15 protein-coding genes and 1 pseudogene are annotated in these 18,640 nt (G+C 72.8%); 11 read left to right on the top strand and 5 right to left on the bottom strand.

Going from position 1 to position 18,640, the window contains the following annotated elements:
• The first annotated feature begins 639 nt into the window (after positions 1–639).
• The 9 genes from IF00_RS0111610 to IF00_RS0111570 all read left to right on the top strand — a co-directional run bounded on the left by IF00_RS0111610 (position 640) and on the right by IF00_RS0111570 (position 10,513).
• On the top strand, positions 640–1,644 hold the full coding sequence (locus IF00_RS0111610; protein ID WP_158710444.1) for a hypothetical protein: 1,005 nt from the start codon (positions 640–642) through the stop codon (positions 1,642–1,644).
• A gap of 66 nt (positions 1,645–1,710) precedes the next feature.
• A complete protein-coding gene (locus IF00_RS0111605; RefSeq protein ID WP_030317091.1) occupies positions 1,711–2,148 on the top strand; it encodes a phage tail protein in 438 nt (145 codons plus the stop codon).
• A gap of 1 nt (position 2,149) precedes the next feature.
• Positions 2,150–2,890, top strand: coding sequence for a CIS tube protein (locus IF00_RS0111600; RefSeq protein ID WP_051820097.1), 741 nt, complete (start codon positions 2,150–2,152; stop codon positions 2,888–2,890).
• Positions 2,887–4,701, top strand: a complete 1,815-nt coding sequence (locus IF00_RS0111595) for a VgrG-related protein (RefSeq protein ID WP_030317087.1) — start codon at positions 2,887–2,889, stop codon at positions 4,699–4,701. The genes IF00_RS0111600 and IF00_RS0111595 overlap by 4 nt, the downstream gene beginning before the upstream one ends.
• 48 nt (positions 4,702–4,749) lie before the next feature.
• Entirely contained in the window at positions 4,750–5,148 is a 399-nt protein-coding gene (locus tag IF00_RS0111590; protein WP_030317086.1) for a GPW/gp25 family protein, read from the top strand.
• 10 nt (positions 5,149–5,158) lie between these two features.
• Positions 5,159–7,147, top strand: coding sequence for a putative baseplate assembly protein (locus tag IF00_RS0111585; protein WP_030317083.1), 1,989 nt, complete (start codon positions 5,159–5,161; stop codon positions 7,145–7,147).
• Positions 7,144–7,728 (top strand): phage tail protein, encoded by a 585-nt coding sequence (locus IF00_RS0111580; RefSeq protein ID WP_030317081.1) that lies wholly within the window; start codon positions 7,144–7,146, stop codon positions 7,726–7,728. The genes IF00_RS0111585 and IF00_RS0111580 overlap by 4 nt, the downstream gene beginning before the upstream one ends.
• Positions 7,729–7,733: 5 nt before the next feature.
• The gene (locus tag IF00_RS42610; RefSeq protein ID WP_051820095.1) at positions 7,734–9,005 is read left to right on the top strand and encodes an NADase-type glycan-binding domain-containing protein; all 1,272 of its coding nucleotides are present in this window, start codon (positions 7,734–7,736) and stop codon (positions 9,003–9,005) included.
• A gap of 104 nt (positions 9,006–9,109) precedes the next feature.
• On the top strand, positions 9,110–10,513 hold the full coding sequence (locus tag IF00_RS0111570; RefSeq protein ID WP_051820093.1) for a hypothetical protein: 1,404 nt from the start codon (positions 9,110–9,112) through the stop codon (positions 10,511–10,513).
• Positions 10,514–10,846: 333 nt separating this feature from the next.
• Here IF00_RS0111570 and IF00_RS47995 read toward each other — a convergent pair.
• A pseudogene (locus IF00_RS47995) lies at positions 10,847–11,584 on the bottom strand (MFS transporter); the annotation flags it as partial.
• Between the two features lie 58 nt (positions 11,585–11,642).
• On the opposite strand from IF00_RS47995, the gene IF00_RS0111560 reads away from it, so the two are divergent.
• Both IF00_RS0111560 and IF00_RS0111555 read left to right on the top strand, forming a co-directional pair.
• Positions 11,643–12,686, top strand: coding sequence for a phosphotransferase enzyme family protein (locus IF00_RS0111560; RefSeq protein ID WP_051820084.1), 1,044 nt, complete (start codon positions 11,643–11,645; stop codon positions 12,684–12,686).
• Complete coding sequence (locus IF00_RS0111555; RefSeq protein WP_030317073.1) at positions 12,670–13,422, top strand: NUDIX domain-containing protein; 753 nt, start codon at positions 12,670–12,672, stop codon at positions 13,420–13,422. The genes IF00_RS0111560 and IF00_RS0111555 overlap by 17 nt, the downstream gene beginning before the upstream one ends.
• Before the next feature lie 96 nt (positions 13,423–13,518).
• Here IF00_RS0111555 and IF00_RS0111550 read toward each other — a convergent pair whose 3' ends face one another.
• From IF00_RS0111550 to IF00_RS0111535, 4 genes are all read right to left on the bottom strand, one after another.
• Positions 13,519–15,129, bottom strand: a complete 1,611-nt coding sequence (locus IF00_RS0111550; protein ID WP_030317071.1) for a glycoside hydrolase family 13 protein — start codon at positions 15,127–15,129, stop codon at positions 13,519–13,521.
• Positions 15,130–15,361: 232 nt separating this feature from the next.
• Positions 15,362–16,237, bottom strand: coding sequence for a carbohydrate ABC transporter permease (locus tag IF00_RS0111545; RefSeq protein ID WP_030317069.1), 876 nt, complete (start codon positions 16,235–16,237; stop codon positions 15,362–15,364).
• A 16-nt stretch (positions 16,238–16,253) separates the two neighbouring features.
• Positions 16,254–17,069, bottom strand: a complete 816-nt coding sequence (locus tag IF00_RS0111540; protein WP_425338297.1) for a carbohydrate ABC transporter permease — start codon at positions 17,067–17,069, stop codon at positions 16,254–16,256.
• Between the two features lie 94 nt (positions 17,070–17,163).
• Complete coding sequence (locus tag IF00_RS0111535) at positions 17,164–18,582, bottom strand: extracellular solute-binding protein (RefSeq protein WP_030317065.1); 1,419 nt, start codon at positions 18,580–18,582, stop codon at positions 17,164–17,166.
• Positions 18,583–18,640 lie beyond the last annotated feature (58 nt).

Raw genomic sequence — 18,640 nt, 5'->3', positions numbered from 1 at the left:
CGAAGCGTCGCACGTTCCTCTTCCGCGGCAGCCGCCGCGATGCCTTTGGCCCCGTCGACCCCGTCCGCCCCGTCCGCCCCGTCCGCCCCGTCCGCCCCGTCCGCCCCGGAGACTCCCGCACCTCCGGTGGCCCGAACCGTCGCCAGGTCCGTCTCCCCCGCGCCCCCCGTGACGCCGTCGGCCCCAGCGGCCCGGACACCCGTCACCTCCGCCCCCGCGCCTTCGACCGCGCCGGCACGTCCCGCGACGACCGCCTCCCCGGCGGCCACCGGGCCCACTACTGCAGCCGCGCCCGCACGGGCCGCCTCACCGAAGTCCCAGGCGGGCCCGACCGCTCCGACGCCCCTCGTCGCACGGGCACCCGCCCCCACCCCCGGGACGCCGGCCACCCCGCAGACTCCCCCGACCAGGCCCGGACTCGGTGCCCCCGTTCAGCGCGCCACCGCCGACGCGCCGGTGTCGCCTGCGAACCCCACGTCGCGAAGGTCTCCGATCGGCGCGCCGATCTCGCGCGCGTCCGCACCATCGTCGACGTCTGCCCCGGCCAAGACGGCCTCGCCTGCGCCCGGCAGCCCCGTCACACCCGCCCCCCGTCCCGTCGGGCCGGTCGGACCCGTCGGACCGCAGGTGCCCGCGCGGGTGACCGCCCCCGCCCCGACGCCGGCCTCTCCCGTCCCGACCTCGGCCTCCCCCCTCCCCACGTCGGCCGAGTCCGCGCCCGTGCAGCGGTCGACCGCGAACCAGCACCAGCACCAGGCGCCGGCCGTCCCCACGACCCCCCTCGCGAACCTGCCCACCGGGCCGTCGACTCCTCCCCCGGTCCAGCGCGCCACGGCCGCACCGGGACCTGAGACCCCTGTCGACTCCCCCGCGTCCATGGTGCCCACCGCCCCGCGCACCCCCGTCACCACGCCGACTCCCACTCCCGCGCAGCCGCCCGTCGTCACCGTCACCGACCTCCCCCGTGCCACCGCGCCCACGGTGCAGCGGCGGACCGCCCGTCCGCTCGCCACCGCCCGGCCGCTCGCCCCGAGTCTGCCGAACAGCGCGACCGCTCCGTCCAGGTCCAGCACCTCGGCTCCCTCCGCCGCGCCTGGTCCCCAGCAGCCCGCGGGCGTGCCCGCGACGCCCCTCGCCGTTCCCCTCTTCACGCCGGCCGCCGCCCCCGCCCCCGCCCCGACCGTTCAGCGCGCTCCGGCCACTCCGCCCCTCGGCGCCACGGCCGCACCCCAGAGCTCTCCCCGTCCGGTCGTCCCCCTGGCCCGGCCGTCCGCCGCACGGCCCGTCGCACGGCCGGTGGTCCAGCGGCAGACCGCCGCCGGGGCGACCCCGGCCACGGCGCCCGCCCCCGAGCCGGTCGTCCCCGTGGTCACGCCCGCCCCGCTCCAGCGGACCTCGGCCGCCCCCGCCCCAGCCCCTGCCGCACACGCGCCGCGCGCCGCCACGACGGTCACCCGGACCGCCCCGGCTCCGCCCACGGCCTCCGTGCAGCGCTCCGCCGCACCGGGCGCCGCCGACCCCGAATCACCCACCCATCTCGACGAGTTGGCCCGTCGTCTCGTCACCCCCCTCTCGCGGCTCCTCCGGGCCGAGCTCCGTGCCGACCGCGAGCGGGTGGGCCGCCTCCGCGACCACGGCCGCTGACCGGAATCCCGTTCTCACCACCACGCCATCCACCGCTGACCGCGCCGATCCGAGAGACCCGTCACCATGCCCCAGCAGCCGGACCCCGCATCCACCGTCTTCTTCAAGCTCACCATCGACGGCGAGGACCTCGGCGTGTTCAACAGCTGTGACGGTCTCTCCTCCGAGGTCGAGGTGGAGCAGCGCCGGGAGGGGGGCAACAACGGCTTCGTCTGGCAGCTGCCCACCCGTGTCACCTTCTCCACCATCCGGCTCACCCGCCCTCTCACCCCCGAGACCGCGAACGTCGCCGCCTGGATCTCGTCGCTGGCCACGGGCATCACCCGTCCGACCGCGCAGATCGCGGCGCTCCGTGCGGACGGGTCGATCGTGGCGCAGTGGGGTCTGGTCGAGGTACTGCCGGTGCGCTGGACGGGTCCGACCCTCGACCCGGCGAGTCCGGCCGTGGCGACGGAGACCCTGGAGATCGCGCACCACGGGTTCACCGACGCGGGAGGCGCCTGAGATGGCCCCGTTCTTCGCCGGGTTGACGGCCAGCGGCCTCTCCCGCGCCTCGCTCGCCATCCACCAGCCACCGACCGATCTGTCGAGTTCGTACGGCGCGAAGCTCGGCGAGGTGAAGTTCGAGTTCAATCCGGATCAGCTCCAACTGAGCCGTTCCGCGCACTGGTTCACCGAGCAGGCCGTCGCGTACGACCGGGGTGCGCCGCCCAAGTTCACCGGCAGCGAGCCGGCCCAGCTTCAGCTGGAGGTCTTCCTGGACCGCTCGGGCGACCCGTCGTCGAACGACGTGCAGCAGCAGGTGGAGTTGCTGCTGTCCTGTTGCGAGGTGACCCAGCAGAGCATCGCGGCGAAGGCTCCGTCGCCCCCGTGGGTGCGGTTCTCCTGGGGGTCGTTCTCGACGGTGCAGTTCGTCGCGTACGTGACCTCCGTGTCGGCGACGTACACCCTCTTCAGCCCCAGCGGGATCCCGATCCGTGCGACGTGTTCGCTCTCCCTCACCGAGGTCTCCAGCGCGACCAAGAAGCAGAACCCGACGTCCGGCGCGCTCTCGGCCCGCCGGGTGCACCGCACGGTCGCCGGTGACTCTCTCGCCTCCCTCGCCTGGCGCGAGTACGGCGACGCGACCCGCTGGCGGGTCATCGCGGAGGCGAACCGCATCGACGACCCGATGCGGCTGCGCCCCGGAACCGAACTGCTGCTCCCGTCCACCACCGAAACGCCGGAGACCGAGGGCGCCTCATGAGCGAGAAGACCTTCACCACCGTCCTCCACGTGCAGCTCGACGGCACGCCACTGCCGGACCCGCTCGCGGTCCGCCTCACCGAGGGCTGGGTGGACGCGAGCGTCAACGTCCCGTCCGCGTTCCAGCTGACGTTCAGCGACAAGGACGGCACCCTCACCACGAAGTTCCCGTTCCTCAAGGTCGGCGCGATGGCGGTGCTGTCCCCGTTCACCGACGGCAGGCTCGGGGAGCCCATGCTCACGGGCGAGGTCACGGCCGTCGAGGTGGACGCGGCGCCCGGTCACGGCCGGTACCTGATCGTGCGCGGCTACGATCCCGGGCACCGTCTGCTGCGGAGCCGGCGCGTCGAGGGCTATCCGAACATGACGGCCTCCGACATCGTCCGGAAGCTCGCCGGGCTCAACCGGATCCCTCTCGGCAAGGTCGACGCGACGCCGACGGTGTACGAGCTGGCCACCCAGCCCAACATCACCGACTGGGACTTCCTCTCCCGGCTCGCACGCGAGAACGACGTCCGGCTGTCGCTCGACACGGCGGGCCGGATCGTGTTCGCCGCGCTGCCCCCGGCCTCCTCGGCGCCCGCCGACACCACGCCGGCGGCGGCCAGCCCGTACGTCCTGGACTTCGGCAGCAACACGCTGCAGAGCCGGGTGTCCGTGACCGCCGCCGGGCAGGTCGGGAAGGTCGACGTGCGGGGCTGGGATCCCCGCACCAAGCAGGCCCTGTCCTCCCCGACGCCCGCGGTCGCGAGCAAGGAGATCGTCTCGGACATCACCCCGGCGCAGCTCTCCGCTCCGTTCGGGCCGGCCGAACTGGCCGCGACGGACACGCCGTTCACCACGCAGTCGGAGGTGACCCAGGCGGCGGCGGCGCTCGCCGACGACGTCACCGGTTCTTTCGCGGAGCTTGAGGTGGCCGTGACCGGCAATCCGGCGCTGAAGCCGGGGCAGCCGGTGGCCGTGAAGGGCGCGGGTTTCCCCTTCGAGGGGCGGTACACCGCGACCGGGGTACGGCATGTCTTCGCCTCCGGACGGCAGTTCGCCACATGGCTGACCGTGTCCGGGCGTCAGTTCCGTTCGCTGTACGGGACGGCCTCCGGCGGCGGGGAGGCGGCCCCGCCGATGCCCGGTGTCGCTGTCGCGCTGGTCACCAACACCAAGGACCCGCTCTCGCTCGGCCGGGTCAGACTGCGCTTCCCGTGGCTGTCGGCGACGTACGAGAGCGGCTGGTGCCGGGTGGCCCAACTCGGCGGACGCGGGGGCGGCGGTCTGATGCTCCCCGAGGTGGACGACGAGGTGCTGTGCGCCTTCGACCGGGGTTCCCTCGAACACCCCTATGTCCTGGCCGGGTTGTACAACGGCGTCGACAAGCACACCCCGGCCACCGACCGGGTGCCGCCCGTCGATCCGACCAGCGGGCGGGTCCAGTGGCGCGCCCTGACCTCCCGTACCGGTCACACCGTGGAACTGCGCGAGGAGGGCGGCCGGACGCGTGCCTCGCACGGCATCCGGCTGCGCACCGCGAAGGGGGGCCTGAGCGTGGAACTCAACGAGGCCCGCACCACCCTGACGATCGACAGCGACGGGACGGTCACCATCACGGGGGCGAAGGGGGTGAAGGTCGAGTCGGGGGCGGATCTGACGCTCTCGGCGACAGGGCGGATCACGCTCGACGCGGGGCTCGGTGTGAACATCAAGGCCGGGACGAAGTTCAAGGTCACGGCTCTCACCGAGGCCGTGGTCAACGCGCCGGCCTTCATCTCGATGACTCCCCCGTTCCCCAACCCCCTCAAGGCGAGCCTGCCGTTCTGACGACGCTTCCGCCGCACCGTCCCATGGATTCCAGAGGAGGACCTTTCCTTGAGTGAGCACTTCGTCGGCGCGGGCTGGGCCTTCCCGCTGCGGACCGGCCCGAGCGGCTCCATCGCGCTCGTCCGGCGCGACCGGGAGATCGAGGAGTCGATGCGGCTCGTCCTCGCCACCGCACCGGGCGAGCGGCCGATGCGTCCCGAATTCGGCTGCGCGGTGCACGAGTTGGTGTTCGCACCGGTCAACGACTCGACGATGGGCCGGGTCCGGTACGAGGTGATGTCCTCACTCGACCGCTGGGAGCCGCGCATCGACGTGGAGGAGGTCACGGTCTCTCCCGCCCCCGGGGAGCCGACCACCCTCTTCATCGACATCCGCTACCGGGTGCGCGGTGCCAACAACCCGCGCAACCTCGTCTTCCCCTTCTACGTCATCCCCTCCGAGGACTGAAAGAGCCACCATGGCCCTGCCCGCACCCCATCTCGACGACCGCCGCTTCCAGCAGTTCGTCGACGACGCCAAGCGCTACATCCAGCAGGCGTGCCCCGAGTGGACCGACCACAACGTCTCGGACCCGGGCGTCACCCTGGTCGAGGCGGTCGCGCACATGGCGGACCAGCTCGTCTACCGCCTCAACCGGGTCCCGGAGAAGAACCACCTGGCCTTCCTCGACCTGCTCGGGGTGACGCTGTTCCCGCCCGCGGCCGCCCGCGCCGACATCACCTTCCGGCTCTCGGCGCCGCAGCCGGAGCCGGTCGTGCTGCCCACGGGCACGGAGGTGTCCACCGGGCGTACGGAGACGGAGGAGGCGGTCGTCTTCGCGACGGCCGCCGACCTGACCGTCGTTCCCTGCTCGTTGACGCACATGCTGCGCCAGGAGGCGGGCGGCGCTCCCGAGGACCGCTCGCAGGATCTCCTCGGCGGTACGGACGTGCCCGCGTTCTCTCCGCTGCCCCGCGTCGGCGACCTGCTGCTGCTCGGTCTCTCGGCGGCGGTGCCGGACTGTGTGCTCGTCCTCGACCTGGACAGCAGGGTGGACGGTGTCGGTGTGGATCCGCGCAGGCCGCCCCTGGTGTGGGAGGCGTGGACCGGGGCCGAGGGCTGGGTCGCGTGCGAGGTCGACGAGGACAGTACGGGCGGGCTCAACCGCCCGGGCGAGGTGGTGCTGCACATGCCGTCCGGGCACGCGGTGTCGCGCCTCGGCGGGCACGAGGCGGGCTGGGTGCGCTGCCGGGTCGTCGAGGCCGCCGCCGGTCTGCCGTCGTACAGCGAGTCGCCGACGGTACGGGCGGCGGAGGCGTTCACCATCGGCGGGACGGTCCGCGCGGCGCACGCGGAGGCGGTGCGGAACGAGCAGCTCGGCGAGTCCGAGGGCGTGCCGGCGCAGCGGCTGCGGCTGGCGCACGCGCCGGTCGTGGACCGGCCGCCGCTGCTGCTCCAGATCGCCGAGCGGGCGGACAGCGGCGTCGACGAGGAGGACCCAGAGGCCGGCTGGCAGGAGTGGACCGTCGTCCGCGACTTCGCCTCCTCGCGCCCCGGCGACCGGCACTTCACCCTCGACGCGACCACCGGCGAGATCGCCTTCGGGCCGTGCGTACGCCAACCGGACGGCACGCTGCGGCAGTTCGGTGCCGTGCCGCCCAAGGGGGCGGCGATCCGGGCGGTCCGGTACGGCACCGGCGGCGGCCGGGCGGGGAACGTGGCCCGCTCCACGATCACCGTGCTGCGCAGCTCCATCCCGTACATCGCCCGCGTGGAGAACCGCGAGGCGGCGCGCGGCGGGGTGGACGGGGAGACCGTCGAGGAGGCCAAGTCCCGCGCGCCGATCAGCCTCCGTGCGCAGGAACGGGCCGTCACCGCCCGGGACTACGAGGAACTGGCGCGCCGGGCGGCGCCCGAGGCGGCACGGATCTCCTGCCTGGCCGCGGACGCCGCCGACGCGGGCGACAACGCGGTCCGGGTCCTGGTCGTGCCGCAGGCCGTGCCGGACCGGGGCGGCCGGCTGCGGTTCGAGCAGCTCGTGCCGGGCGAGGAGCTGCTGTCCCGGGTGACGGGCTTCCTCGACGAGCGGCGCCCGCTGGGCACGCGGCTGGCCGTCGGGCCGCCGTTCTACCAGGGCGTGACGGTGGTGGCGACGCTGCACTCCTTCCGGGCGGCCGAGGCGGAGCGCGTACGGGCGGAGGCGCTGGACGCGCTGTACGCGTACCTGGACCCGCTGACGGGCGGGGCGCACGGCGAGGGATGGCCGTTCGGGCGCCCTCTGCGGGCCGGTGAGGTCTTCGCGGCGCTCCAGCGGGTGCCGGGCGTGGAGCTGGTGGACGAGGTCCTGCTGCATCCGGCCGATCCGCTGACCGGCCGCAGGGGTGACACGACGGACCGGATCGAGCTGGAGCCGTCCGCGCTGCTCTTCCCGTTCGACCATCGCGTCCGTGTGATCGAGGCGCGGTGAGCGGCTCGGCGCGAGGTACGGTTCCGGGTCTCGCGACCCCGTATCCGCTGGGTGCGGCGCTGCCGGCCGTGTACGCGGAGGACGATTTCGGGCAGCGGTTCGTGTCGGGCCTGGATGTCGTCCTCGCTCCCCTCTTCAACGTCCTGGACTCCCTGGAGGCGTACTTCTCTCCGGCGCTCGCCCCCGCCGACTTCGTGGACTACCTCGCGACCTGGGTCGGAGCGGAGCTGGACGGCGACGAGCCGCTGCCCCTCCGCCGCCACGCGGTCGCCTCGGCCGTGGCGCTGCACCGGGTGCGCGGCACCCGGCAGGGGCTCGCGGCGGCGGTCCGGCTCGCCTTCGGCGTGCCCCCGGAGATCACCGAGAGCGGGGGTGCGAGCTGGTCGTCCGCGCCGCTCGGACCGTTCCCGGGGGCGCCCGTCGCCGGACTGCACGTGGTGCTCCGGGTCGCCGACCCGGCCGCCGTGGATCCGCACCGGCTGCGCGCGGTCGTGGCCGCGGCCCGTCCCGCGCACCTGCCGTTCACGGTCTCGGTGACGAACTCCCCGGCGACCTCTTCCCGTACATCCGAAGGAGCTTGACCCTGATGAGTGACGCGCCCCTGTCCCGCCCCTGCCCGGACTGCGCGAGCCCGGTGCGTGCGGCGGACCAGTCGTTCTGTGACAGTTGCGGGGCGTTCCTGCGCTGGGACAGCCCGGCCGCCGCGGCGAGCACGGAGGGCTCGTCCGCCACCGCGCCGTCCGCCTCGTCCGCCCCGTCCTCTGCGGAGTCCGGGGGGACGGCCCGGGAGGAGCGGGAGGCCACGCCGGCGGAGGATGCGCCGCGGGCCGCCGCGGAGCGTTCGGCCGGCTCCCCCGCCGATGCGACGGACAGCCGGTCCTCCGTCGGTCCCGAGGAAGCGACCGCCCCGCTGCCCGCCGTGGCCCCCACCCCGGAGGCGCCCGAGCCCGTGTCCGGGCCCGTGTCCGGGGCCGCGCCCGTCCCCGTACCGGAGGCGGGGTCGGTGTCCGACGGCCCGTCGGACACGCTCGTACGGTCCCTCCTCGTTCCGGTCCCCGGGAACCGTCCCGTCGAGCCGGCCGTCGCGGCGCCCGTCCTCCCCGCGCGTCCGGAGGCCGCCCGTCCGACCGTCCGGGCCGCGGGGGCGCCCGTCCCCGTACAGGGCGGCACACCGTGCCCGGCCTGCTCGCTGGCCAACACCCCGGGCCGTCATTTCTGCCGCTTCTGCGCGACTCCGATGGTTCCCGAGCAGCTCTCGACGGCCGAGGGCCCGTACGCGGGCCGGCGTCCCGGGCTGACCCGCGACCGGAGCCGCTGGATCGTCCGCGCCCTGATCGCGGCAGGGGTCGCCACCGTGGTGGTCGGCGGCATCGTCGGCGGTCCGCCGGCCGTCCGCGCGATCCAGGACCACTTCGCGAAGCGGGTCCCGGTCCACCCGGTGGCCTGGGCGGCCTCCCACTCGGCGCCGAGGCAGCAGGCGAAGCTGGCGGGCGACGGGTACTCCAACACCTGGTGGGGCACGGGGTACGCGGGCGACTCGGCGGGTCAGTACATGGAGGCCCGGTTCGCCGAGCCGACCGATCTGCTGAGCGTCCTGATCACCCCCGGCAGCTCGAAGAACACCACGCAGGCCGACGGCCAGGCGACCCCGCGCACCTTCGACCTGGTGGTCAAGGACTCCTCCGGCGAGACGCACGTCTCGCAGCACCGCATCGACGACGGCGGCACCCAGCGGGTCGACGTGCGGGTACGGGACGCGCTGACGGTGCAGTTGGTGCTGCGCACGGCGTGGCGGGCCGACGCCACGAAGCAGGTGGCCGTCGCGGAGCTGGAGTTCTTCGGCAGGTCCGTGTCCTGACCCCGTACGAGCGGGAAAGGCCGGAAATCGGGGCGGGCCCCCTTCTCAGGCACGGCACCGGGCAGAACGATGATCCCCGGGGTACCTGACTGAAGGAGGGGTCCATGCGCGGCTACACCGGCGTGCTCATCGGCAATCTGATCCTCGCCGCGTTCGCCGGTCTGGCCGGACCGGTGTTCCTCGTCGTGGGGTACGTCGCCTGGGTCGAGGGCGCCGCATGGTTCTGGGTGGCCGGCGCGTCGGTCGTCGGGGCGGTGGGAACGGCCGTGATCCCCTTCTCGGCCGTCCGGAGCGCGCGGCAGGAGTCTCCCCGGATCACGGGGCGGAACCGTGCACGGGACGCGGGCCCCGCGTACGGGGACGACACCACGGTGGTGTGGGCGCCTCGCTCCTCCGGGGGTGCGGTGGGCGCCCGCTTGGTACGGGCGGACGTCCTCCGGGCGTCGTTCGTGCGGTACAGCCCCGAAGGGGGCGCGACGTTCACGACGTACGGCGGCGATCACGATCCGGCGGAGTTCAAGGCGACGGTCGAGCTGAGGCTGTCGGTCCACGACGAGGAGGACGCGGGCCGGGGTTCCGCGGGACGCGAGGTCACCGAGGAGGTGCGGGTGCCGTCCCTCTGCCTGTCGGCGATCACGGCGGGGCGACTGGCCGTCCTCGTCGATCCCCCGGACGCCGCGATGCCGGGGAAGGTGACGGTCCACTGGCCGCGCAGCCTCCTCCTCGCGGGGACGAGGACCTGCCGGGTGATCGGCCTCGACGGACACGTGACCGACGTGACCCGCTACGCCCGTCGGCAGCTGGAGCAGATGCGTATCTCGCGGTCGGTCGGCGGTGTCGTGATGGACGGCGATCTCATCGACCTCCGGCGCCTCGACGCGACGACGGCTGCCCGGTACGCGGCCGTGGCCCGCGACGTCACCGAGGAGCGGGCGCCGGTCACCGAGCCGGGCGAGGAGGCCCGTCGGCTCGCGGAGTTCCTCCCGGGTGACGAGGGGGCGTTCGGCTCCGTGCCCCGCCGCTGGTCGCGCCGGGGTGGCCACTTGGTGCTCGCCCGGTTCCTGTCGCTGCGCGGCCGGACCACCTTCCAGGACCACGGTCCGGTCCTGGACACGCTGCTCCGCGTCCGTCCGGCGGACGGGTCTCCCGCGTACGACGTGGTCCGGCGCCTCACGGTCCCGATGAACTATCTGGCGGTTCTGCACCACACGAGGGACGTCGTTCTCCGGGTCAGCCCGAACGGCAGGTCCCAGGTGGTCGACTGGGCCCGCACCAATCTTCTCGCCGGAGTCACGACGGCCCAGGTCGTCGCGCCGGACGGGCTCGGCATCCCCCTGCCGAGACGCTCCGGGGCCCTCTGGCCCCTGATGAACCTGCTCGTCGCCCACGGCGTCTCGAACCCGACGCCGGTCCTCGACCTCCGCGAGCCCCGGATGCACGCCGTGTCGGACGCGGTGATGGACATGATCCGGGGTGCGGAGGTGAGGGTGGACGAGGCCCGGTTCTAGGCGGCCCTCCGGCGCAGGGCGAGGAGCGGGCCGAGCCCAGCAGCAGGGCGAGTGCGGCGAAGCCGAACGTGCCGCTCCTGAGGCGTACCGGCCGCGAGGGCGGCGAAGCCGAGGGGGGTGATCAGGCCGGTTCCCACACCGATGAGGGTCGCGCCGGTGAGTACGCCGAGGAGGCCGGGGAGCATCGCGCAGCCGAGTCCGGCGGCGGTGATGAGGAGACCGGCAGGAAGCCGACGCCGACCGACAAGGCCGCGGTCGGAGCCAGGAACGTGCGGGAGTCAGGCGGCGCGCCAGGTCGAGCACGGTCTGCCGGGCCTTGGGGAGCGGCGGCACGACGGGCACGGCGACGGTCGCCCATACCGCGACGGCCGCGGCGATGACCGCCATGACCGTGAAGAGGAGGCGCAGTCCGCCGGCCCAGACGAGGATGCCGCCGAGGAGCGGACCGAGGGTGTAGCCGATGGACTTGTAGAAGCCGTAACTGCCGAAGGCCCGCCCGTGCTTGGCGGCCGGATTGAGGCGGGCGACGAGCGCGGAGTCCGAAGGCGAGAAGGCGGATGCGGCGGCGCCCTGACCCGGACGGGCGGCCCACAGCCGGCCGGGGCTGTCGGCGATCGCGTACACGGCGGAGGCGGCGGCGAACGCCACCAGGCCGCCGAGGAGCACGGGTCGAGCGCCGATCCGGTCGGCGAGGGTGCCGAAGACCGGCTTGAGGAGGACCTCGGCGCCGTCGTACAGGGCGAGGAGCCCGCCGAGTATGAGGAGCGAGGTGACGGCGTCCTCCGAGAAGCCGCCGAGGCTCGCGGCGACGCCGTGGGCGGTCAGGTCGCGGTGCCAGCGCCGCAGCCGCTCCAGGCTCTGTTCCTCTTCTTCGAGCTCGGCCAGGGTGAACTCGGCCGTACGGATCTCCTTGGCGATCTCCTCCCCGAACGTGTCGCAGTCCGCGAGGAACTCCGTCCGGTCCTCGGATCGCGCATCGGTGAACATCGCCTCGAACCGGGCGGCGTCCTCAGGAGAGCGCCCCAGCGCCGTGAGCGTGACGGCCTGCCCTTCGGTCACCGAGCGTGACATGCGTTCCGCACAGCGGCATGGTCCGGGTTATCGCGCCGCCTCGCGGGAAGGCTCGGTCGTGACCATCAGCTCCCAAGCGCTGCTCGACCGTGTGACGCTCCTGCTCGCGGGCGAGTTCGGCATCGTTCCGGCCTCCCTCGTCGAAGGGCCGGCCGGTACGGCGACCCGCAACTTCGTGGCGGAGACGGCCACGGGCGAACGGTGGTTCGTGAAGACGTACCCGACCGGCACGGATCTCGCCCGCGCCGAGGCCGCAGCCGGACTCAGCGAGTACGCCGGGCTCTGCGGTGTGCCCGTGGCGCGGGCCCGACCCGTCGTCGACCAGGGGCGGCTGGTCGCCTCGTACCGGGGGACGGCGCTCTCGGTGACGGCGTTCGTCGCCGGAGCGGTCACCGCCGACGGACGGCTCACGGGCCGGAGGTGGGAAGCGGTCGGGACGGCGATCGGGCGCCTGCACAGAGGCCTGGCCCGGCACCCGCTCGGCCGGCCCACGCGCGGGCCGAGGGACCGGTCCTTCGATCCGGCGCGTGCCCGCGTGAGGCTCACGGATCTGGTGCGCCGGTACGAGGCGGAGCCGCCGCGAAGCGGTTTCGAGCAGTGGGCGGCGCGAGCCGCGAGGGAGCGGCTGGCCGCGTTGCATCGCGTGGAACGGCTGCTCGAGACGGCGCCGTCGGAGACGACCTCGCAGATCGTGCACGGGGATCTGTCAGGGCCGAACGTGCTGCTGCGCGGTGACCGCGTCGCCGCCGTGATCGACTTCCACCCGCCCGGCCGGCGCGACCCGATGTGGGAGCTGGGCCGCCTCGCGCTCGACCCCCGCACCGTGCTGACCCACGCGGACTGGCCGCAAGGCCTCGCCCGGCTCGTCGCCGCCTACCGCGACCTCCACCCGACGCCGTCGGTGGAGGAGCTGGTGAGCGTCGTGCGGCTGACGGCCGCGTACCTCGGCTGCACGGTCTACCCTTTGAACACCGTCGTCGACGGGCTGGGACCGGTCACGCCGTCCCTGGAGGCGTACGCCCGGAACCGTGTCCGGGCGGCGGTCGTACTGCGCGAGCGGCTGGACGAGGCGGAGGAGGTGCTCCGTGACCACCTCGGGTAGCGACCACCTCCGGGCGCGGCCCGTGGAGTTCCTCGACGTACGTCGGATCAGCTTCGTCGAGCATCCTCCGCCCGTCCTGACACCGTGGGAGCAGGCTGAGGTGGACCGGCTCTGGACCGTCACGAAGGCCCGCAACCCGGCCACGTTCGACGGTCCTCTGGTCGCGGGTCTGGGCGTGGATCTCTCCGTGCCCGGTGTGCTGGTGGCGCGTTGGGCCCGGCTCTCCTACCGGCACAGGGCCCTGCGGGTGCTCCGGGCCGCCGGGGGCGTGCCGGGGTCGGTGTTCGTCACGGTGCTGCTGCCCACCGAGCGGGGTCTCGTCGTCGGCCGCGGGGCTCCCACCACGGCCGCGCCCGGCCGCTGGACGCTCCCGGGCGGTTCGGTGGAACCGCCGGCCGACGGCCACCCGCTCGACGAGGACGCCCTGCGGCGGGACGCCGCGCGCGAGCTCGCCGAAGAGCTCGGCGTCCGGATCCCCGACGAGGAGTTGCGGTTGTTCGCGGTCACCCGCGGACGCCGGTTCGGCAGCCTCGGCTTCCATCTCCTCGCCCCGCCCGTGACCTCCGCCCTCCTGCTCCGCCGGCATGCCGAACTGGTGGTCGCGGAGACCGGGCGCGGCGCCGGGCCCGAGCTGGACGAGGTCGCCTTCGTGTCGTCGGCCCCCGAGGCGGACCGCCTCGGTCCCGGCGCGGACTATCTGCCGCAGGTCCTCCGCAGGTACGACGACGCGGTCTGAACCCACGGCCGCCCGGCGGCCGGAGCCCTCCGGGGTGGCACGGAGCCCCCGGTGCCGGGAGCGCCGTGCCGCGCCGGGGCGGCCGTACGAGCAGCGTCAGGTCCGCAGCCACACCGCCGTGTCGCCGGGCAGGCGGCCGTCGGTGTCCAGTGGGCCGCTCGCCAGGAGCAGTGCCTCGTGCGCCGGGAGTTCGGCCGGGGTCGCGGAGAGGTTGACCAGGCACAGCAGACCCTCACCACGGGCGAAGGCGAGTACCCCCTCCGCCGCGGGCAGCCAGGTCAGGGGGCCGTCGCCGAAGCCCTCCACCGAGCCGCGCAGCCTCAGCGCCTCGCGGTACAGCGTCAGCATCGAGTCCCCGTCCGCCTGCTGACGGTCCACCGCGTAGCCGTCCCAGTCCCGGGGCTGGGGAAGCCACGGCTCGGAGCCGGCGTCGGGGCCGAACCCGTACCAGGGCGCTCCGGAGGTCCACGGCAGCGGTACGCGGCAGCCGTCGCGACCGGGGTCCCTGCCTCCGGAGCGGGCGTGCATGGGGTCCTCGATCCGGTCCAGCGGCACCTCCGCCTCGGGCAGGCCGAGTTCCTCGCCCTGGTACACGTACACCGATCCGGGGAGTGCGAGGGTCAGCAGGGCCGCCGCGCGGGCCCGTCGGGTTCCGAGGGCGAGGTCCGTGGGCGTGCCGAAGGTCTTCGTGGCGAAGTCGAAGCCGGTGTCGGCGCGCCCGTAGCGGGTGACCGTGCGGGTGACGTCGTGGTTGCAGAGGACCCAGGTGGCGGGGGCGCCGACGGGGGCGTGTTCGGCGAGCGTGTCGTCGATGGTGCGGCGCAGCCGGTCCGCCTCCCAGGGGCAGGAGAGGAAGGTGAAGTTGAACGCGGTGTGGAGTTCGTCGGGGCGGAGGTAGCGGGCGAAGCGTTCGGAGTCCGGGAGCCAGACCTCGCCGACGAAGACGGCGCCGTACTCGTCGGCTATGGCACGCCACGACCGGTAGATGTCGTGGAGTTCGTCCTGGTCGATGTACGGGTGGGGGTCGACGCCCTCGACGAAGTCGGCGAGGGCCGGGTCCTTGGCGAGCAGCGCGGCGGAGTCGATGCGTACGCCGGCGACTCCTCGTTCGAACCAGAAGCGGAGGACGTCCTCGTGTTCGCGGCGGACGGCCGGGTGGGCCCAGTTGAGGTCGGGCTGTTCGGGGGTGAAGAGGTGGAGGTACCACTCGCCGTCCTCGACCCGGGTCCAGGTCGGTCCGGAGAACTGGGAGGGCCAGGTGTTGGGCGGGAGTTCGCCGTTCTCGCCGTGTCCTGGCCGGAAGTGGAAGAGCTCGCGCTCCGGGCTGCCGGGCCCGGCCGCGAGGGCGGCGCGGAACCAGGCGTGCTGGTCGGAGACGTGGTTGGGGACGATGTCGACGATCACCCGGATGCCGAGTTCGCGGGCCTCCGCGATGAGTTTCTCGGCCTCGGCGAGGGTGCCGAAGGCGGGGTCGATGGTGCGGTAGTCGGCGACGTCGTAACCGCCGTCGACCAGGGGCGAGAGGTACCAGGGCGTGAACCAGACGGCGTCGATGCCGAGTTCGGCGAGGTAGGGCAGTCTCGCCCGGACGCCCGCGAGGTCCCCGGTGCCGTCGCCGTCGCCGTCGGCGAAACTGCGCGGATACACCTGGTAGATGACGGCGTCGCGCCACCAGTCGTCGGTGCGATGCGAGTGAGGGGCTGCCACGTGACGGTCCTTTCGGGCAGGTCGGGGTTCTTCGTCGCCGGCCCGGTTGCTGCGGGGCATGGGAGGCGGGCCGGCGACGAAGGCATGGGGTGGTGCGGAGGCCTCGGGGCGCGGGGAGGCCGGGCCGCCCGGTCGGCCCGGGGGCCGGGTGGCCGGGGCCGGGGGCCGGGTGGCCGGGCGGGGTGGCCGGGGCCGGGGTGGCGCTGGTGCCCGCGGTGGCGCGGACGGCCGTTCAGCCCTTGAGGCCGCCCGCCGTGAGGCCGCTCATGATGTTGCGCTGGAAGACCAGGAAGATCAGGAGGGTCGGCACGGACGCGATGGTGAGCGCGGCGATCAGGACATTGACCGGGACGCCGTTGGCGAGGGAGTAGATGCCGACGTTGAGGGTCTGGCCGGCCGGGTCGGGCAGGGTGAGCATCGGCCAGAGGAAGTCCTTCCAGACGCCCACGACGGCGAAGATCGAGACGACGCCGAGGATCGGCCGTGAGATGGGCAGCACGATCGACCACAGGATCCGCATCGGGGACGCTCCGTCGATGGACGCGGCGTCCAGGAGTTCCTTGGGGATCGAGTCGAAGAAGCGCTTGAGCAGGAAGATGTTGAAGGCGTTGGTCACCGAGGGCAGCCAGATCACCCAGGGCGAGTTCAGCAGGTTGCGTTCGAAGATCGGCAGGTCCAGGACGGTCAGGTACTGGGGTACGACGAGGACGGTCGCCGGGATCATCAGGGTGGCGAGCATCATGCCGAGCACGGCCTTGCCGAAGACCGGCCGGAGCTTGGAGAGGGAGTAGGCGGCGGCCACGTCCAGGACGAGCTGGAAGGCGAGCGCGCCGAACGCGTAGTAGAGGGTGTTGAAGAGCAGCGTGGAGAGGTCCATGACCTCCCAGGCACGTGAGTAGTTCCCGGGCTCGAAGGTGTGCGGCACCAGGGTCGGCGGTGTCTGGACGACCTCCTGGGTGTCCTTGAAGCCGCTGGACACCATCCAGTAGAGGGGGCCGAGGAACGCCAGGGTGAAGCCGCCGACGACCACGGCGAAGACCACCCAGTACAGGGCCCGGCCCCGCGGGCGGGCGAGCAGCGCCGGCGAGATGAGTGTGCGTGTGGACATGCTGGTCTCCCCGGTCCTACTCGTCCTCGGCGCGGCTGAGCTTCACGTACGCCGCCGAGAATCCGGCCAGGAGTACGAGGAGGAGCAGGCCGAGCGCCGCCGCGGCACCGTAGTTGTTGAAGTTGAAGGCGTATTGGTAGATGAGGTAGACGACGGTCGTGGTCGATCCCTCGGGGCCCGCGCCGCCGGTGAGCAGGAACGGTTCGACGAAGACCTGCATGGTGGCGATGACCTGCATGAGCAGCATCAGGGAGAGGATCAGGCGCGTCTGCGGGATGGTGACGTGCCAGATCTTGCGGAACAGCCCGGCGCCGTCGAGCTCGGCCGCCTCGTACAGCTCGCCGGGGATGCTCTGGAGTGCTGCGAGGTAGATCAGGGCCGCGCCGCCCATGTTCATCCAGGTGGAGGCGATGACGACGGAGAGCATGGAGAGGTCGGGGTCCTGGAGCCATTGCTGCTCGGGGAGGTGGAGGAAGCGGAAGAGCTCGTTGAGGAGGCCGTAGCCGGGGTCGTACAGGTACTTGAAGAGGAGCACCGAGGCGACCGGCGGGAGCATCACGGGCAGGTAGACGAGCAGGCGCAGATAGCCCTGGCCGTGGTGGAACTCGTTGATGACGAGGGCGACGACGAACGGGACCACGAAGCCGAAGACGAGCGCGAGCACGGTGAACAGGAGCGTGTTGCGCCAGGCCTGCCAGAAGGCGGGGTCGTTGACGACGGTGACGAGGTTGTCGAAGCCGACCCAGGTCGACTGTCCGCTCTCGGTCTTCTGGAAGGCCAGGAGGAACTCCCTGACCATCGGGTACCAGGAGAAGAAGGCGAAGCAGAGCACGGCGCCGATGAGGAAGCCGTGGGCGGTGAGGTGGGGGGGGGGGGGGGCGCGGGGGGGGGGGGCGGGCGGGCCGCCCCCCCCCCGCCGGTCCCCGTCACTGGGTGGCGAGGACCTGGTTGACCTGTGCCTCGGCGGTGGCGAGGAGCTTGTCGATGTCGGCGTCCTTGTTGGTGAGGAGACCGGACATCACGTTGTCGAGGACCTTGTAGACCTCCTGCGCCTTCGGGGGCTCGGCCTTGCCGGCGACGGGGTTGTCCATGAAGGACTTGAAGTTCTCGACCGGCATGGTGGCGTTGGCGACGCGTGCGGCGTCGTCCTTGGCCTTGGAGTCGTTCAGCCAGAAGTTGGGCTGCGGGACGCCGACGGGGAGGGCGTCCTGCTTGGTGCGGGCCCAGTCGAACTGACCCTTGCCCACGGTGAGGTTCTTGAAGTTGAGCCAGGCGACGGCGGCCTTGATCTTGTCGCCGGAGATGCCCTGCTTGATCATGTAGTTGTTGCCTCCGGCCAGGGTGTTCTTCTCGCCGGGGATGGGTCCCATGCCGAAGTTCTCGTACTTCGCGCCGAGTTGCTGAACCATGTACGCGATGTCGTCGGGGGCGGCGAGGAACATGCCGAGCTTGTCGGTGGCTATCTGCTTCTGCAGGTCGCCCCACTGGAGCAGCTGGGTCTTGCCCATGCTGTCGTCCTCCCAGCGCATGGCGTGGAGGTTCTTGGCGACCTGCTTGCCGAGCTCGTTGTTGAAGGCGGCCTTCTTGCCGCTCGCGTCGACGACCTCGCCGCCGATGCTGTACATCTGGGCGGTGAAGTGCCAGCCGCCGGTGTTGCCGGCGCTGTACTCGCCGAAGCCGGCGACGCCGTTGCCGAGGCCGGCGATCTTCTTGGCGGCGGTGCGGACCTCGTCCCAGGTGCGCGGCGGGGCGTCGGGGTTCAGCCCGGCGTCCTTGAAGAGCTTGCGGTTGACCAGCAGGCCCATCGTGTAGTTGCTGGTGGGCAGGCCGTACAGCTTGCCGTCCTGCTTGAGGGAGCCGAGGACGTTCGGGTCGATGTCCTTGAGGAGCGGGACGCTCTTGTCGTTGACATACGCGGTGATGTCCGCGGCGCCGTTCTCGGAGAGCACCTGCGGCAGGTCGGTGAAGTAGGTGTAGAACACGTCCGGCTGGGACTTGGCCTTGAGCATCGCGGTGAAACGCGGCGGCTCCAGGCACTGGCCGGGGGTGGAGCGGCCCTCGATGGTGACGTTGGGGTACGTCTTGTTGAACTCGGCGACGTCCTCCTTCCACTCCTTGAGCTCGGCCGCCTTCGCCGCGGGGGGCATGCAGTCGATCGTGAGCGTGACCTTGGTCTTCGGGTCCAGCGGGGCGGTGGGGTCGGAGGACCCACCGCCCTCGGAACCGCCGCTGCCGTTGTTGCTGCTGCTGCTCGTGCCGCAGGCGGCGAGCGCGGTCAGCGTGAGCGCGGAGACGAGGGTGACCGCGCTTGCGCGGCGCGTACGGCGGAACCGGGCACTTCTCATGAGTGGTCCCCTTCGGGCCTGAACGTGGAGGTCGCCCCACCGCCTGTGCGTTGTGGGG

The sequence above is a fragment of the Streptomyces flavochromogenes genome, from assembly GCF_000717595.1.
In the GTDB taxonomy this organism is placed as follows: Bacteria; Actinomycetota; Actinomycetes; order Streptomycetales; family Streptomycetaceae; genus Streptomyces; species Streptomyces flavochromogenes.
This window is presented reverse-complemented; position numbering and strand designations above follow the sequence as displayed.

Excerpts from the sequence above, each read along its gene's own strand:
- IF00_RS0111605 (WP_030317091.1), top strand. The coding sequence starts at position 1,711 with ATGCCCCAGCAGCCGGACCCCGCATCCACCGTCTTCTTCAAGCTCACC.
- IF00_RS0111600 (WP_051820097.1), top strand. The coding sequence starts at position 2,150 with ATGGCCCCGTTCTTCGCCGGGTTGACGGCCAGCGGCCTCTCCCGCGCC.
- IF00_RS0111595 (WP_030317087.1), top strand. The coding sequence starts at position 2,887 with ATGAGCGAGAAGACCTTCACCACCGTCCTCCACGTGCAGCTCGACGGC.
- IF00_RS0111585 (WP_030317083.1), top strand. The coding sequence starts at position 5,159 with ATGGCCCTGCCCGCACCCCATCTCGACGACCGCCGCTTCCAGCAGTTC.
- IF00_RS42610 (WP_051820095.1), top strand. The coding sequence starts at position 7,734 with ATGAGTGACGCGCCCCTGTCCCGCCCCTGCCCGGACTGCGCGAGCCCG.
- IF00_RS0111570 (WP_051820093.1), top strand. The coding sequence starts at position 9,110 with ATGCGCGGCTACACCGGCGTGCTCATCGGCAATCTGATCCTCGCCGCG.
- IF00_RS0111545 (WP_030317069.1), bottom strand. The coding sequence starts at position 16,237 with ATGTCCACACGCACACTCATCTCGCCGGCGCTGCTCGCCCGCCCGCGG.
- IF00_RS0111535 (WP_030317065.1), bottom strand. The coding sequence starts at position 18,582 with ATGAGAAGTGCCCGGTTCCGCCGTACGCGCCGCGCAAGCGCGGTCACC.